We start from the raw sequence: 16,358 nt of genomic DNA, 5'->3' as shown, positions 1-16,358 counted from the left end.
CCAGGTAATGAAAAAGGAGCTAAAGGGCGCAAAAGAAAATCCACAGAGACTGTGGATAAAATTTATAAATTAATTAAGGTCTGATATATAAACCTTGTGAATCTTTTTGTTTTCCTAGGATAGCTAAAATAACGTCGATGATTCATAAGACTCCACACCCACCAACTGTGAAAAGTTTAAGAAGTCCTAATCCAATACGACCACCGTAGAAGCGATCAATACCAAATTCTCCTAGGAAAATAGAAAACATTAGGTTTATAAATCAATTGCGATTACTTTTGATCATAATAACGTCCTTTATATTAAATTTTATTTAATATGATTATATTAAATTAATGTATACTTTAATAAATTTTATTTAGGAGATTTTCTATGGAAAAATATACTGAACAAGAACAAATTAGACGTAATAAATTAGATTTTTATAAAGAAAATAATATTGAAGCTTTTGCTAAGGCTGATGGATTAAAAGAATTATCTTACTCAGACGATATTGAAGCTAAATACAACGAATATTCAAAAGAAGACTTAGATGAAAAAGCTATTCCTGCAGCTATAACAGGTAGAATTTTAACAATGAGAGGACCTTTCATTTTAGTAAAAGACTACCACGGAAAAATGCAAGTATACTTCAATAAAAAAGAACATGGAGAAGAATTAAGTAAGTTAGTTGCTTCATTAGACTTAGGAGACATTATTTATGTTGAAGGTAGTGTGATGAAAACACACACAGGTCAAGTTACAGTTAAAGCACAAAATATTAAATTATTAACTAAAGCACTTAAACCACTTCCAGATAAGTATCACGGACTTGCTGATGTTGAAGAAAGATATCGTCACAGATATGTTGATTTAATTGTAAATGATGAATCAATGCAAACATTCTGAACTAGAACAAAAATTATTAGCGAAATCAGAAGATACTTTGATGAACAAGGATATATGGAAGTAGAAACACCATTCTTACACGATTATTTATCAGGTGCTTCTGCTAGACCATTTACTACACACCACAATGCTTTAGATCAAGAATTTGTGCTTAGAATTGCAACTGAAATTCCACTTAAGAAGCTTCTTGTAGGTGGAGTTGATAAAGTATATGAAATTGGACGTATCTTTAGAAATGAAGGTATTGACACAACTCACAACCCAGAATTTACTTCAATCGAGTTTTATGAAGCATATTCAAACCTTGAAGGAATGATGCAACATACAGAAAAATTATTCAAGAGACTTGCAGAAAAATTAGGTAAACAAACTGTAGTAAACAAAGGTGTTGAAATCGACTTAACTAAACCATTTGCTAGAGTGGATATGGTTGAAGCAGTATCTAAAGCGACAGGTGTAAACTTTAGAGAAATTAGCTTTGAGCAAGCTGTAGAAGTAGCAAACAAATATGGTGTTAAGGTTCAAAAATTCCACCAATTAGGTCACATTATTAATGAACTATTTGAAGAATTAATTGAAAAAACATTAATTCAACCTACATTTGTATATGGACACCCAATTGAAATATCTCCGTTAACAGCTAAAGGAAGTGATCCAAGATTTACAGAACGTGCTGAGCTATTCATCAACACAAAAGAATATGCTAACATGTATACAGAGCTTTCAGACCCAATTGACCAATTACAACGTTTCCAAGAACAACTTGAAGAAAAGAACAACGGAAATGATGAAGCTAGTGATATTGATTGAGATTTCGTTGAAGCATTAGAATATGGAATGCCTCCTACAGGTGGATGTGGAATCGGGATCGATCGTTTAACAATGTTACTTGCTGAAAAAGATTCAATCAGAGATGTTCTATTATTCCCAACAATGAAAAGAAAATAATTACTAAATACTCTATGTTATTGGCATGGAGTATTTATTTTGACAACAGCAATAATGGTATAATTAATAATATGAAAAATAATATTTTTAAGAAAGATTTAACGATTGTAAGAAACTATACAATAAAGAAATCAGTTGTGTTAGGAATACAAAAAATAGCTAAAGAAACTGGATTAAGCGAAAGTAGAGTAGTTACCTTAATCTTAGAAGATTACTTAAAAAATCAAGGAGATATGTAATGGAAAAAGCATTTCTTGATATTAGAAATTGTGACTACAAAGAATTGTTAAAAAGCCTACCTGATAAGTCTATTGACTTTATATGCATCGATCCTCCATATGGAAAAATAAATGGAATGATACTTTCTGGGCAAAAGAAAAAAGTAGATTGAGATGCTGAAATAAATTGAAGTGAAATGTTTCAACAATTCAATAGAGTTATTAAGGATGGTGGAACAATAGCTTGTTTTGGGCAAAATCCAACTTATGCTGAAATGATTTTAAACAATAAAAAAGATTATAAATATGAACTCATCTGATTTAAGAATAATGCTGCTCAGGGATTTCATGCAGATAAAATGCCTTTAATTTATTCTGAAAATATAGCTATTTTCATCCATAATGAAGGTAAAAATAACAAGAGAACATATAATAATATTGCTAAAGAAATAGAAGTTGATAAGGAAAAACATTTTTGTAGATGATACTCTCAACAAATGTTTAAATATATAGGGAAAACAAGAAGAAAAATTCACGAAGAATTAGGCCACAGAAAACTAGAATTTTGATTTTACTTTGTTGGTGAACATTTTGGATTATTAAGCGAAGATCTTTATAATCAATTAATAAAAACATATGAAATTGATAAGTGAAGTGAATTTATTCCTTATGATAGGCTAAAAGAAATATGAAATAATGAAAAAGCCCATACAAAAGGCATAAAACTTAATCCTGAAAAGTATAATAAAACACTAAATAATGTATTAGTTGTACCTAAAGAACAAGTTTATTTACACCCAACTCAAAAACCAGTTGAACTTATGGAAAAATTAGTTTTAATGTATTCAAAACCAAATGATATAGTTTTAGACTGTTTTATGGGATCGGGTTCTACAGGTGTTGCAGCACTAAAACACAATAGAAGTTTTATAGGTTCTGAATTAGATAAAAACTACTATGGTGTAGCATTAGAAAGATTAAAAGATATAAAAAAATAGTGTAGTTGTGCTACATTATTTTTTAATTTCGTATTTATCAAGAATGTAAGATATATCATCAACTTGAATTTTTAAAGTTAGAATGGATGTGTAATTTTTACCTGCTATTTTAGGTGCTAATCCTAATTGCACCAGTAGCGCTTGAACACCATTATTAAGAGCTATACGTAGCCTAAATGGACTAGAAGTCTCATCACTATATTGGATTCTAGCTGATTTCTTACCATTCGGCTTTGTGTGGCTTCCCACTAATTTCTTAGCTTCAAGTTTTATTCAATCCTTCTTTAAAAAATGCAAATCTTCAAATTTTATTTCATCTAAAGATGATTTAGAATAATCCCTTATGACGTCAATTATCCCTTTTTCTATAGTTTGAACATTCTTAAATATTTTATAAGCAACATTACCATCAAGCTTATCAAATATATTGGCTATGACCTCATTTAATTTTTCGTTAACTACTTGTTTATTTGTTATTTTGTTTTCTTTCAATCATTTCAATAAAGCTTCATATTTTCCTAATGATTGTAAAAATGAAAAATTGTCTAATTCAACATAAGAAAGTATTTTTGAAGTATTAAGTAAATCAAATGTTCCGTGGTATTTGCTTCGAGTTTTTCTTTTAGACTTAATAGATAAAGATATTTTATTTGATATGTCATAAATATCTACCCTATAAGTTGTACCACCTTTTTGAATAAAATTAAAGGGCTGACTTATTTGAAAATCATAGTAATTTTCAAAAATATTCTTAAGATTAGTAAAATTGTCTGGATTATTTAAAAAGTGTAATATTTTATCTTCGCCTTTAACACCTGTTTGGTGTGTTGATCCATCTGTTTTATACATAATTAGTCCTACTAATAATTATAATCTAATAAAAAATATAGGCAAATTTTACAAATAAGCCTACGACATAATATTTTTAGTAATGAAGCAATGTATATTTACTTGTTTTTTATTTTCTCAATAACTTCTAAAACTTTATTTTCGCGTTCTTCTTTAGTAGAATCTTCACCTAAAAGTTCATCTAATAATACATTTAAAATAATATCCATATCTTTTTCAGAAATGTTAGTTTTCCGTTCTTGTTTCTTTGTTTTAACTGATTTCATATATTCCCTCATTTTTTAGCAATTACTATTATATGCAAAACTTTTAGCTCTATAGCATTGTCCTAAATATCTTTATTAGTTCGAAAAAAAGAAAACTCGCCGTAACGAGTTAATTATTATGTGAAAGGCGTGTATATTTAACGCAAGCAGCGATATCTTATAGATATCTCATTCTTGATTTCTCAAGCACTGGTTATATTATAGCACTAATAGTAAATTTGCTAAAAATTTTTATAAAAAAATATAAAATATAAACTATGAATAAAGACAAGATAAGAAACTTCTCAATAATAGCTCACATCGATCATGGAAAAAGTACTCTAGCAGATAGAATTTTAGAGTACACAAATACAGTTGCAAATAGAGATTTAAAAGCTCAATTTCTAGATTCTATGGATCTTGAACAAGAACGCGGAATCACTATTAAGCTTAATGCTGTTCAAATCAAATATAAAGACTATATTTTTCATTTAATAGACACACCTGGGCACGTGGATTTTAACTATGAAGTATCACGTTCTTTAGCTGCTTCTGAAGGTGCTTTATTGCTTGTAGATGCCACTCAAGGTATTGAAGCACAAACACTTGCAAATGTTTATTTAGCTCTTGAAAATGATTTAGAAATCCTTCCTGTAATTAACAAGATTGATTTACCAAGTGCTAATGTTGAAGAAGTTAAAGAAGAAATAGAAAATGTAATAGGAATTTCAACTGAAAATGCTATTTTAGTTTCTGCTAAAACAGGGCAAGGTGTTCCTGAATTACTAGATGCTATCGTAGAATACATTCCTGCACCTAAGAATGCTGATGATAATAAACCACTTAAGGCTTTAATTTTTGATAGTTACTTTGATCCTTACCGTGGTGTTGTTATGCTAATTCGTGTATTCGAAGGTAAGCTTAAGACTGGTGATAGATTTATATTTATGTCTAGACCTGCTGAAGAACAAGCATACCATGTTATTGATTTAGGGGTCAGAAATCCTTATGAAACTAAGAAGGATGAATTGGTTGCTGGGGAAGTAGGATGAGTTTCTGCAGCAATCCGTGATGCTAAAGAAGTTCATGTCGGAGATACAATTACTTTAGCTGATAATCCAACTGATAAAGCATTACCAGGATATAAAAAGATGAAGCCTGTAGTCTTTACTGGTTTTTATCCAATTGATACTAGAGACTATATGGATTTAAAAGAATCACTTGAAAAGATTTCTTTAAGTGATTCCTCAATCACATGGGAACAAGAAACTTCTAAAGCTTTAGGGTTTGGATTTAGAGTTGGATTCTTAGGTATGCTTCACATGGAAATTCTTCAAGAACGTTTAGATCGTGAATATAAAGTTGGAATTATTGCAACTTCTCCATCTGTAGAGTATAAAGTTACAACAACTAAAGGTGAAGTTGAAATGATTTCTAACCCTACATTATTCCCTGATCGTACATTCATAGATAAAATTGAAGAGCCTTATGTAGAAGCAAGTATCTTTGTTCCAAATGAATACATCGGAAACGTAATGGAATTATGTCAAAACAAACGTGGAATTTATAAAGCATTAGAAACTGTTGATGCAAGACGTTCTAAAGTAGTTTATGAGTTACCGTTAGCTGAAACAATTTTTGACTTCTTTGATAGATTAAAGAGTACTACCAAGGGATATGCTTCATTTGAATATGAATGAATAGGATATCGTGAATCAGATTTAGTTAAAGTTGATATCTTGCTTAACGGAGATAAAGTTGATGCTTTTTCAATCATTACTCACCGTGAAAAAGCTTATGAGTCAGCTAGAGAATTATGTCAAAAACTTAAGGATGCTATTCCAAGACAAAACTTCGAAGTCCCTGTGCAAGCCACAATTGGTGGAAAAATTATTGCTAGAGAAACAATTAAAGCTTATCGTAAAGACGTTACTGCTAAATTATATGGTGGAGACGTTACACGTCGTCAAAAACTTCTTAAGAAACAAAAAGAAGGAAAGAAACGTATGAAAAAACTTGGTTCTATTGAAGTCCCTCAAGAAGCATTCTTATCTGTTCTAAAAACTAATATTGATCCTAAAAAATAATTTAAAAATAATTTATCTTTAGCATAATGGATATAAATGTGCTAAAGATATTTTTTATTTAACTTAATTAAACCAAAATTAAAAAGATGATATTCCATAAAAATAAGTGTAGTAGTCATCTTTTTTAGTTCTTCCCGAAGATAAAATGTACTTAGCTCCGAAAAAATAATTAAAATATAATAATAAAACTACCACATAGTCCTAAAAGTACCATATTGCACTTTTATTTATACTTAAGATACTGCATAATATATAAATTTAAAATTAGATAAAATTTAAATATAAGGAAATTGGGGTATTTATGCGAAAAACAAAGGAAGAAAAAAAGCAGTTTAAATCTAAGTTAAAGGAATATAAATTATTCCTTAAAAGCTTTAATAGCTATCAAATGGACCAAGATCAAGATAAGTTAAAAAGTATGGAATTATTTAATGATGAATTAATAGCTTCAAAGAAATTTTGGTATAAAAGGCTGACGAAAAAATTTCAACAGATCAAATATCTTGTAAATAAATGAAATGAATATATGCATATCATTAGTGCTTTTTCATACGAGAATTATTTGCAAAATATTGATCATCTTTTGCCTACTGATGAAATTAAAAATTTCGAAACTTTAGATTTTTTGGTTTCTAATCATATCATCAACAAGCAAACATGTGATTTTATTAAGTGCATGAATGAGATCAAAATATACAATGATGATATTAAACAACAATATAAATTGTTTAAACAATACTCTATTGATATAAATGATTTTAATAAAATGGAATATTTGAACCAAAATTATCAACAAATGTTAAGAGATAAATCACAAAAATTAAAAGAAGAATTGCACAAATATAAAAAATGCTTTTATGACTTTAATATAATGTTAAATATTGAAACTTTTATAAGAAATCACAATCTTTTATACCTACAAGCAAGTATTAGAAATGATTTGTTCGATAATATTAATGGTAAAAGTTTAGATAAAGAACAAAGAGAAGCTATATTGAAAGACGAAAATGCATTATTAGTTATAGCGGGTGCTGGTTCTGGTAAAACTTTAACAATTTGTGGAAAAATTAAATATTTACTCGAAAAAGAACATATTAATCCTAATGATATTTTATGCTTATCATATTCTGTTAAATCTGTTAATGATTTACGACAAAAATTAAATTTAATTAATCCAGAATTGGAAGTTTCTACTTTTCATAGTTTAGGGCTAAAAATATTAAATACAGCCGAACATAAGGTTCAAAATGTTGATGATCAATTCGATAATAGAATTGAGGAATATTTTAGAACAGAAATCACTTCTAAACCCGAAATGATGAAAAAAGTTATTGATTTTTGCGGATTGTATTTAAATAATTATTACAAGGGTGTTATTGAAGAGCAAATTGATGCAGTTAATGATTCTAAAAGTGATAATTTTAAAACTCAAAGAGAAGCTTTAAAGTCCTTGGGTAATACAAATAATAAAATAACACTTAAAAAAGAAAAAGTTAAGAGTTATGAAGAGCTAATTATTGCAAATTATTACTTTATAAATGGAATTAATTATGAATATGAACAGCCATATAAAATAGATCTAGGTACAAGCGAAAAACGTCAGTATAAGCCAGATTTTTACTTAAGAGACTATGATATTTATCATGAACATTATGGAATTGATAAAAATGGACGAAATGGAAGATTTAGTGAAACTGAAAATATAAAATATAATGAAATTAAGGAATGAAAAGAACAAATACATTTACAATATAAAACTAAATGCATAAATACTTTTTCTTATGAGTTTAAAGAAGGGAATATCTTCAAACATCTTGATGAGCACTTACAAAGACATAATGTTAAATTTAGAAAATTAAATGACGCAGAAATATTAGATTGTTGAAATTCAAATTATCAAGGCTGAGATTTCAGTATATTTATTCATATAATGAAACACTTTTTAAGCTTGTACAAAGGAAAATATGAAAATGAATATGGTTTTAATGAATTGCTTAAAAAATGTAGTTATAACAGCGATTGCAAAAGAACTACACTATTTTTAGAAATTGCTAAAGATATTTATCTATATTACAAAAATCTTTTAAATAGTTTAAATCGAATCGATTTTGATGACATGATTCTAAAATCTATTAACGTTATAAAAACTGTTGATAAATCATTATTTAATTACAAATATATTATTGTTGATGAATTTCAAGACATATCACATAGCAGAATAAAATTACTAAAGAACCTTATCCATCGTAGTGATGCAAAATTATTTGCGGCAGGTGATGATTGACAATCTATTTATAGCTTTAATGGTTGTGATATAAATATTTTCTTAGATTTCAAACATCATTTTCCATCAGGAGAAATAAGTAAGATAACAACTACGTATAGAAATTCTCAGGAATTGCAAGATATCGCTGTTTACTTTGTAACTAAAAATCAAAATCAGATTAAAAAAAATATTAAATCTAATATTACATTAGAGAACCCAATTAAAGTAGCATTCTACTATGAAAATAAAATGCATCAATGTTTAGATTATGTATTAGACAATATTGAATTAAAGAATCCAAATGCTTCAGTTTTATTATTAGGACGTAATAATAGTGATATTGAGTATTATCTTAATGAAGATTTTAAAATTAAAGGAAATAATAATTCCAAAATTATGAAATTATCATCAAATAAATACAAAGATTTTGATATCAAATTCGCCACTGTGCATGGTTCGAAAGGATTAGAGGATGAATTTGTAGTTATTATAAATGCAAACGATGCAGCAACAGGTTTCCCTAATAAGATAGAAGATGATTCAATTATTAATCTAGTATTAGATAAAGCTCAAGGTTATGATTTCGATGAAGAACGTAGACTTTGATATGTCGCTTTAACTAGAACGAAATCTTATACATATGTTATTGCTGATATGAAAAAGCCTTCAGTATTCTTAAGAGAAATTTATAATGCATGTGATATTATTTTTCCACAAGAAAAAAAGAACAGTCAAAACATAATTACTAAATTAAAAAGCTTTCCATGTAAAGAATGCAATCAAGGAGAACTGTTAGGAAATTTCTTTAAAGATTATTACAAATGCAACATGTGTAGATGCACAATAAAAGCAACTGATTTGATTAATCCCGAGTTTTGTGGTAGATGCGGTGATTATTTAATTTGATATGAAAAGAAAGATGGTAGTCATTTTCAAAAATGTAGAAGTTATAAGAAGTGTCAGCCAAAACAAAAATCTTATAATTATAAATACACAAGTAATAAAAAATTTAGGAAAGGTAAAAAAGCATTTTATCATTAATTAGGTTTTTATAGATGGTGATAAAAATGAAAAAATAAAGATAAGTTATCTATGAATAGTTTTAAATCATTAAACTGAACTTTAAAAAATTATTATTAGAAAATTTTTCTATATTAGGATAAAAAATTTAGACACTCAACATCATATGATTAGAATATTCATATGGTGTTTTTATATTCTAGATTTCTTTGTGGTTTTCCTGTGCTATATCAAACCACAAATGAATTAATTAAAACATAAAGTTTTCATATGCCAATTCATTTGTATTGTAGAAATTAAATAATTCTCTTTGGAATATAGCAAAGAGAAATTCATGAATGGCAATCAGCTGATGAATTGTTTTTCAATTGGAACTATTATAAGGATAAGTGAACTCATATACCAGATGAAGAAAAAATATTTTATAAGGTCAAATCTTAAAAAAGCCTAGCAACAAATCTAAAAACAAATTTTTTAAAAAGAAATATTAAATATAAATTAGAGGGTACGAAAAATATCTGACATAGGCCAGATATTTTTGTGTTGCACTGAGATTGCAATCGAGCACATTCCTTCCTTAAATTGGAATGTGTCTAAACAATTTCTCTAATATATTCCATTTTTCTTTGTCCTTTTAGCAGACTAAAATAAAAATCTCTATGTCATAGGGAAATTTAATTAAACAAATATACATTCATTACGAATATCGGATAAATGACTTTCCGATGTATTCGAGAAATGGTTCACTTTCAATAGTATTTAGGTATTGAGTCATTGAGTTATATTTAGATCTAGTTTTCACAAAATATTTTAGTTTTTCTAAATGATCCATATCGAAACTACGGTTTATACATATTTCTGCAAACATTGATCTTAAACTTCATAATAAATTAGTAGTTAATATAGGCAGTGTACAAAACATAATACCAGAAACAACTTTTGTTCAAGTTGGGAATTTATAAATCGAAGGTTTAGCACATAGAACAACAAAGAAAGTAACAACAATTCCATTAGCAAACCCCATTAAAAATGGTGCAAAAGCACTTATTCAGTATATCTTTCTACAATTAATAGAATCTTTATAGCTACAATAATTTTCCAATTGTGATGTGTCTATTTTCTCTTATTTTTCAAGATCTGAAATTTCCTTAACATCAACTTTAGAAGTTGGCTCATATCCTATTATTCTTCCGGTATATAAAAATGCAATAGCGCACCTTAGAGCACTCCAATAAGGGTGTTTGATTATTAAAACATTTTTATTAAATTTATAATCACACAAATCTAAATTAAATATTTTTTTATGATTGAAAATTCAATTAATAATGTGAATTAGAAAGAAAAAACAAGAAATAGAAGCAAAAGCTATAATTCAATTCAGAATATTTTGACTTTTATTAAAATGATATAAAGCTAATATAGCTAACGATGTATGAAGAGAAAAACCTGATATAGCTGGAGCTCAAACCGGAATCCAATAGTATTTAATGTTTGTTTTTGTTATCATCAAATTCCTTCGATGTTTTAAATCAACTTATATCTAATGCTATATCAGAAACTGTTAGTACTGAATCAACCCCTCCTATAGGAGCTGACATCGCACTGATAGCTCCTAATGGTATATTATTTATCTATCCTAATGGTTTCTTTTAACTCCTTCAATTATTGGTCTAGTATGAAATAATACTAAAATAAAAAATATATGATAATCCTTTATTCATTTATATTAATAAATTTTTGTTTTATATATTTTATATTCGCTGCTATACTTTATTGTTACTTTTTATAATTGCTGAATTTTTATAGTCAGCTCTATTAATGGTTTTAGAATAGGTTTCTAATCTTTCTTTAGCTTTTGAATCATTAAAGTACATTTGAATTTTTTCGTTTTCATCTATGTCACAAGCCTTATTTAAAAATATTTCTAAAAACATATCAACAAAAATTGATTTACAAATATTTAGAATACATAATGATACAACACAAAAAGTCACAACAAAAAGTGCTATAAATATTCTAAATAAATGCATTTTAGGAGAATGAGTTAGTGTTATTAAGGTAATAATAAAACAAATTAAAATTCCAAATCAAAATCCTAATAAGAATGGAAGAAAGTTCATTAATTTAAATATCTTTTTGGTATTGATTCGTTCCTTGTACATAAAATAGTTTCTTAATTGAGTTTTATCAAAAGTTCCTATATTAAGTTCTTTTTGTTCATTATTATCTTCATCTTTATTTGTTTGATCGTATTTTTCATAATAAAAAAGGAATGATTTTATAGACTTCCAAAAAGGATGTTTTTTATAAGTGTTTTCTTTATTTCAATCATACGGAATCGCATCAACTCTAAAAATACCTTTAAAGTTGAATGTTCAATTTGTTATATAAATAAGGAATAAGAATCCAATAATAGAAGAAAACACTACACTTGCATATCAAAATGATTGACCTTTATTGCAAAAATATAAGGTTAGTGTCGTAATATCAATGGATAGAAATAAACCTACAAAATATTGCACCCAAATAGGTACTCAATAGTACCAAAGTGCTTTTGATAGTGACATAAAACTCCTTTTAAAATAATGGTTTATTAAGTTTATGAGTTAAATCATACAAGAATTAAAGTATTTAGAAACAAAATTAAAATATATGTGATTTAGTTAAATAATTAATGAAGAAAATCTTATAAAAATAATGAAATAAGCCTAAAAATAGGCATAAAAAAAATTAAAAAAGATGATACACACGGGTAAGTTGTTATATAATAGTTTTGCTATTTTAGATAGCCTAAAATTTTTATTAGAATTAATCTTATTTTTATACAAACATAAAATAAACGAAAGGAAGCAAAAAATGCCAACAACTAATCAATTAGTTACAAATGGTCGTAGCTCAAAAACAAGAAAGCAAAATGCTCCTGCATTAAGCTTAAGCTACAACTCATTAATCAAAAAAGCTAAAAAAATGGCTTCACCATTTAAACGTGGTGTATGTACTCGTGTTGCAACAATGACACCTAAAAAACCTAACTCAGCTTTACGTAAATACGCTCGTGTTAAGTTATCAAACGGAATGGAAGTTACAGCTTACATCCCTGGTGAAGGACACAACTTACAAGAACACTCTGTTGTTTTAATCCGTGGAGGTCGTGTTAAGGACTTACCTGGGGTTAGATACCACATCGTTCGTGGAACACAAGATGCTGCTGGTGTAGCAAAACGTAACCAAGGACGTAGTTTATACGGAGCAAAAAAAGCTAAATAATAAAAGCATAATTTTATTAAATTAATAACAATAAAACACATTAAAAAATTAGGAGGACAATTATGTCAAGAAAGAAAAGTGCACCTATCCGTGAAGTACTTGCAGATCCAGTTTTTAATTCTGTAATCGTTACAAAATTAATTAACCAAATTATGCTTGACGGAAAGAAATCAATTGCTCAAGATATTTTATATTCAGCATTTAACATTATTAAAGAAAAAACAAATAGAGAACCAATGGAAGTTTTCTTAGAAGCAGTGGAAAACATTACACCTCAATTAGAAATCAGAACACGTAGAATTGGTGGAACAAACTACCAAGTTCCTACAGAAGTTTCTCCACGTAGAAAACAAACATTAGCACTTAGATGATTAGTGCAATACTCAAGATTAAGAAACGAAAAAACAATGGATGTTCGTTTAGCTAACGAAATCATTGATGCATCAAACAAAACAGGTGGAGCTATCAAGAAACGTGAAGACACACACAAAATGGCAGAAGCTAACCGTGCTTTCGCTCACTTCAGATGATAGTTTTATAGGAATATATGGCTAGAGAATATGAATTAAAAGATTACCGTAACATCGGTATTATGGCTCACATTGATGCAGGTAAAACAACAACTACAGAAAGAATTTTATTCCACACAGGAAAAATTCACAAAATTGGTGAAACACACGATGGTGCTTCACAAATGGACTGAATGGCTCAAGAACAAGAACGTGGTATTACAATTACTTCTGCTGCTACAACAGCTTTCTGAAAAGGAAAAAGAATTAACATCATCGATACTCCAGGACACGTTGACTTTACAGTTGAAGTTGAACGTTCACTTCGTGTATTAGATGGTGCTGTAGCTGTACTTGATGCTCAATCAGGTGTAGAACCACAAACAGAAACAGTTTGAAGACAAGCTACAAACTACAAAGTTCCACGTATCGTTTACGTTAACAAAATGGATAAAGCTGGTGCAGATTTCGCTGCTTCAGTTGCTTCAGTTAAACAACGTTTAGGTGGAAACGCAGTTGCTATCCAATGACCTATTGGGGCAGAATCAGATTTCGAAGGAATTATTGACTTAGTTACTTTAGAAGCTATTAAATACAACGGGGAAGCTCAAGAAGAAGAATTCCCAACAGAAATCCCAGCTCACTTAGTTGACATCGTTAAAGAAAAACGTCAAGAATTATTAGAAGCAGTTGCTAACTTTGACGAAGACATGATGATGGTTGTTTTAGAAGGTGGAGACGTTACAGTTGAAGAATTTAAGAAAGCTATTAGAAAAGCTACATTAACATCAGAATTCTTCCCAGTAGTATGTGGTACATCATTCAAAAACAAAGGTGTTAAGAGAATGATCGACGCTGTTGTTGATTACTTACCATCACCACTTGATGTTCCAGCTATCCCAGCTTACGATGGAGAACACACAGTTCACGTTGAAGCTACAGATGACGGATACTTCGCTGGTTTAGCATTCAAAGTTATGACTGACCCATATGTTGGATCACTTACATTCTTCAGAGTTTACCGTGGGGTTCTAGAAAAAGGAAGCTACGTATACAACTCAACTAAAGAACAAAAAGAACGTATCGGACGTATCTTACAAATGCACGCAAACAACCGTGTTGAAATCGATGAATGTCGTGCAGGAGATATTGCTGCTGCTGTTGGACTTAAATATACAACAACAGGGGATACTTTAATCGATGAAAAATCACCAAAAATCGTTCTTGAAAAAATGGTTTTCCCAGAACCAGTTATCTCACAAGCTCTTGAACCAGAATCAAAAGCTGCTACAGAAAAACTTTCATTAGGACTTCAAAAATTAGCTGCAGAAGACCCTACATTTAGAACATACACAGATGAAGAAACAGGACAAACAATTATTGCTGGTATGGGTGAATTACACCTTGACATCATTGTTGATCGTCTAAAACGTGAATTCGGTGTTAAAGCTAAAGTTGGTGCACCTCAAGTTTCATACCGTGAAACAATTACAATTCCTGCTGAAGTTGAAGGAAAACACATCAAACAATCTGGTGGTAAGGGACAATACGGACACGTATGAATTAAATTTGAACCAAACCCAGATGGTGGATTTGAATTCGTTGACAAAATCGTTGGTGGTAAAATTCCTAAAGAATACATTAAATCAATTCAAAAAGGGCTTGAAGAAAAAATGGCTGCTGGTATTTTAGCAGGTTACCCAATGATCGACATTAAAGCTACATTATTTGATGGATCATACCACGATGTCGACTCTTCAGAAATGGCTTACAAAATTGCTGCTTCTAAAGCACTTACAAAAGCTAAAGATAAAATTGGTACAGTATTACTTGAACCTATCATGGATGTTGCGGTAGTTGTTCCTGCAGACCACATGGGAGATGTAATCGGTGACTTATCACGTCGTAGAGGACTTGTTAACGATCAAGAACAAAGAAACGATGGAGCTGTTATCGTTAAAGCTATGGTTCCACTTTCAGAAATGTTCGGATACTCAACAGAACTTAGATCTATGACAAGTGGTCGTGGAACATACCAAATGCAATTCGATCACTACGAAAAATGTCCTAAATCAATTGCTGATGAAATCATCAAACGTAGAAACATTCAAGATAAAGATGAAGATTAATTATCATTCATTTAATAATTTAGGTTGGCATTAGCCAGCCTTTTTTATGCTTTTTTCACTATCGACTTGTTTTTTTTTTTTTTGTAGAATGAAATTGGAGGATATTAAAAAATGGTTTTAAATGATAATTACAAAAATAAATTAATTAAAAATTTGAATCGTACAATAGATGAATTAAAGCAAAAAGAAACAGGTGATTTTAAATACATAAGTAAACTTAAGAAAAGACCAATAGGTATGGCACTGGCTTCTTTAATAATTGCTATAGTAGGTATCATCATTATTGCTGTAGGAGCTTATTATTTTACATCTGAACAAGATAATAAAGGTGTTGAATTTGTAAACAAAGTATTCAATAAATATACAGAAACTCAAGAATATGGTATTGGATTTATGGCTTTTGGTGGTATTGTTTTTGTATTATGTCCTATATTATTCTTTATGGACAAAAATCAAATGGACAAGCGTAATAAAGCGTTAAACGATTTTATCAAAGACAATAAATCATTAGAATTTTATTCAGAAATTGACAATAAGGTTAAAAAACTTTACGACTATAGATTAATTAATTTATCTGAAAAAATGATGTGAGTAAATAAAATCATGAAAGAATTAAACAATGACTATTCTGAAGCTATAAAAGCATTAGAAGAAATTAAAGCACAGATAACATCAAATTCTGATGCATTTGTAGAACGTGTTCTAGCAAACGTTAACGAAACATCATTTACTTCATTTATAGAAACAATATAGAATGAGATTTTAAAAGGTTCTCTTAAATAACAAAATTACATATATTCATATAATATAAAACTATATTGTTTTGCATTTTTATGCAAAATACAAACTAAAAGTCTATGCCCTAAAATGAGTATAGACACTAAAATGCAATTTCCATTGCAACACTAAAATATCTGGCTTTTATACCAGATAT

15 protein-coding genes are annotated in these 16,358 nt (G+C 28.8%); 10 read left to right on the top strand and 5 right to left on the bottom strand.

Features of this window, described 5'->3' with window-relative positions; genetic code table 4:
- Window positions 1-73 precede the first annotated feature (73 nt).
- The gene (locus ACX1M8_RS02505) at window positions 74-286 is read right to left on the bottom strand and encodes a TM2 domain-containing protein (protein WP_458616429.1); all 213 of its coding nucleotides are present in this window, start codon (window positions 284-286) and stop codon (window positions 74-76) included.
- Window positions 287-372: 86 nt separating this feature from the next.
- On the opposite strand from ACX1M8_RS02505, the gene lysS reads away from it, so the two are divergent.
- From lysS to ACX1M8_RS02490, 3 genes are all read left to right on the top strand, one after another.
- Window positions 373-1,836, top strand: a complete 1,464-nt coding sequence (gene lysS / locus ACX1M8_RS02500; protein ID WP_458836722.1) for a lysine--tRNA ligase — start codon at window positions 373-375, stop codon at window positions 1,834-1,836.
- A 71-nt stretch (window positions 1,837-1,907) separates the two neighbouring features.
- Window positions 1,908-2,075, top strand: coding sequence for a hypothetical protein (locus ACX1M8_RS02495; RefSeq protein ID WP_458616427.1), 168 nt, complete (start codon window positions 1,908-1,910; stop codon window positions 2,073-2,075).
- Window positions 2,075-3,052, top strand: a complete 978-nt coding sequence (locus ACX1M8_RS02490; protein WP_458836721.1) for a DNA-methyltransferase — start codon at window positions 2,075-2,077, stop codon at window positions 3,050-3,052. The genes ACX1M8_RS02495 and ACX1M8_RS02490 overlap by 1 nt, the downstream gene beginning before the upstream one ends.
- 15 nt (window positions 3,053-3,067) lie before the next feature.
- Here ACX1M8_RS02490 and ACX1M8_RS02485 read toward each other — a convergent pair whose 3' ends face one another.
- Window positions 3,068-3,901 carry a hypothetical protein gene (locus ACX1M8_RS02485; protein ID WP_458836720.1) on the bottom strand — a complete coding sequence of 278 codons (834 nt, stop codon included), beginning with the start codon at window positions 3,899-3,901 and terminating at the stop codon, window positions 3,068-3,070.
- Between the two features lie 98 nt (window positions 3,902-3,999).
- Window positions 4,000-4,167, bottom strand: a complete 168-nt coding sequence (locus ACX1M8_RS02480) for a hypothetical protein (RefSeq protein ID WP_458616423.1) — start codon at window positions 4,165-4,167, stop codon at window positions 4,000-4,002.
- 257 nt (window positions 4,168-4,424) lie between these two features.
- Between ACX1M8_RS02480 and lepA the strand changes: the two genes are divergently transcribed.
- Both lepA and ACX1M8_RS02470 read left to right on the top strand, forming a co-directional pair.
- Window positions 4,425-6,233, top strand: a complete 1,809-nt coding sequence (lepA, locus tag ACX1M8_RS02475) for a translation elongation factor 4 (protein ID WP_458616422.1) — start codon at window positions 4,425-4,427, stop codon at window positions 6,231-6,233.
- Window positions 6,234-6,534: 301 nt separating this feature from the next.
- Complete coding sequence (locus tag ACX1M8_RS02470; protein WP_458807253.1) at window positions 6,535-9,540, top strand: UvrD-helicase domain-containing protein; 3,006 nt, start codon at window positions 6,535-6,537, stop codon at window positions 9,538-9,540.
- Window positions 9,541-10,216: 676 nt separating this feature from the next.
- Here the strand turns inward: ACX1M8_RS02470 and ACX1M8_RS02465 are convergent.
- A complete protein-coding gene (locus tag ACX1M8_RS02465; protein WP_458836719.1) occupies window positions 10,217-10,543 on the bottom strand; it encodes a hypothetical protein in 327 nt (108 codons plus the stop codon).
- 301 nt (window positions 10,544-10,844) lie between these two features.
- On the opposite strand from ACX1M8_RS02465, the gene ACX1M8_RS02460 reads away from it, so the two are divergent.
- Window positions 10,845-11,000: a hypothetical protein gene (locus ACX1M8_RS02460; RefSeq protein WP_458616418.1), complete on the top strand. Its 156-nt coding sequence runs from the start codon at window positions 10,845-10,847 to the stop codon at window positions 10,998-11,000.
- Between the two features lie 282 nt (window positions 11,001-11,282).
- On the opposite strand, the gene ACX1M8_RS02455 is transcribed toward ACX1M8_RS02460, so the two are convergent.
- Window positions 11,283-12,086: a hypothetical protein gene (locus tag ACX1M8_RS02455; protein ID WP_458807255.1), complete on the bottom strand. Its 804-nt coding sequence runs from the start codon at window positions 12,084-12,086 to the stop codon at window positions 11,283-11,285.
- A 289-nt stretch (window positions 12,087-12,375) separates the two neighbouring features.
- Between ACX1M8_RS02455 and rpsL the strand changes: the two genes are divergently transcribed.
- The 4 genes from rpsL to ACX1M8_RS02435 all read left to right on the top strand — a co-directional run bounded on the left by rpsL (window position 12,376) and on the right by ACX1M8_RS02435 (window position 16,177).
- On the top strand, window positions 12,376-12,786 hold the full coding sequence (rpsL, locus tag ACX1M8_RS02450; RefSeq protein WP_078747258.1) for a 30S ribosomal protein S12: 411 nt from the start codon (window positions 12,376-12,378) through the stop codon (window positions 12,784-12,786).
- 62 nt (window positions 12,787-12,848) lie between these two features.
- A complete protein-coding gene (gene rpsG / locus ACX1M8_RS02445; protein WP_305938017.1) occupies window positions 12,849-13,319 on the top strand; it encodes a 30S ribosomal protein S7 in 471 nt (156 codons plus the stop codon).
- A 14-nt stretch (window positions 13,320-13,333) separates the two neighbouring features.
- Window positions 13,334-15,424, top strand: coding sequence for an elongation factor G (gene fusA, locus ACX1M8_RS02440; protein ID WP_458616416.1), 2,091 nt, complete (start codon window positions 13,334-13,336; stop codon window positions 15,422-15,424).
- A 111-nt stretch (window positions 15,425-15,535) separates the two neighbouring features.
- Window positions 15,536-16,177: a hypothetical protein gene (locus ACX1M8_RS02435; RefSeq protein ID WP_458797822.1), complete on the top strand. Its 642-nt coding sequence runs from the start codon at window positions 15,536-15,538 to the stop codon at window positions 16,175-16,177.
- Window positions 16,178-16,358 lie beyond the last annotated feature (181 nt).

Source organism: Mycoplasma tracheobuteonis, assembly GCF_054456995.1.
This window is presented reverse-complemented; position numbering and strand designations above follow the sequence as displayed.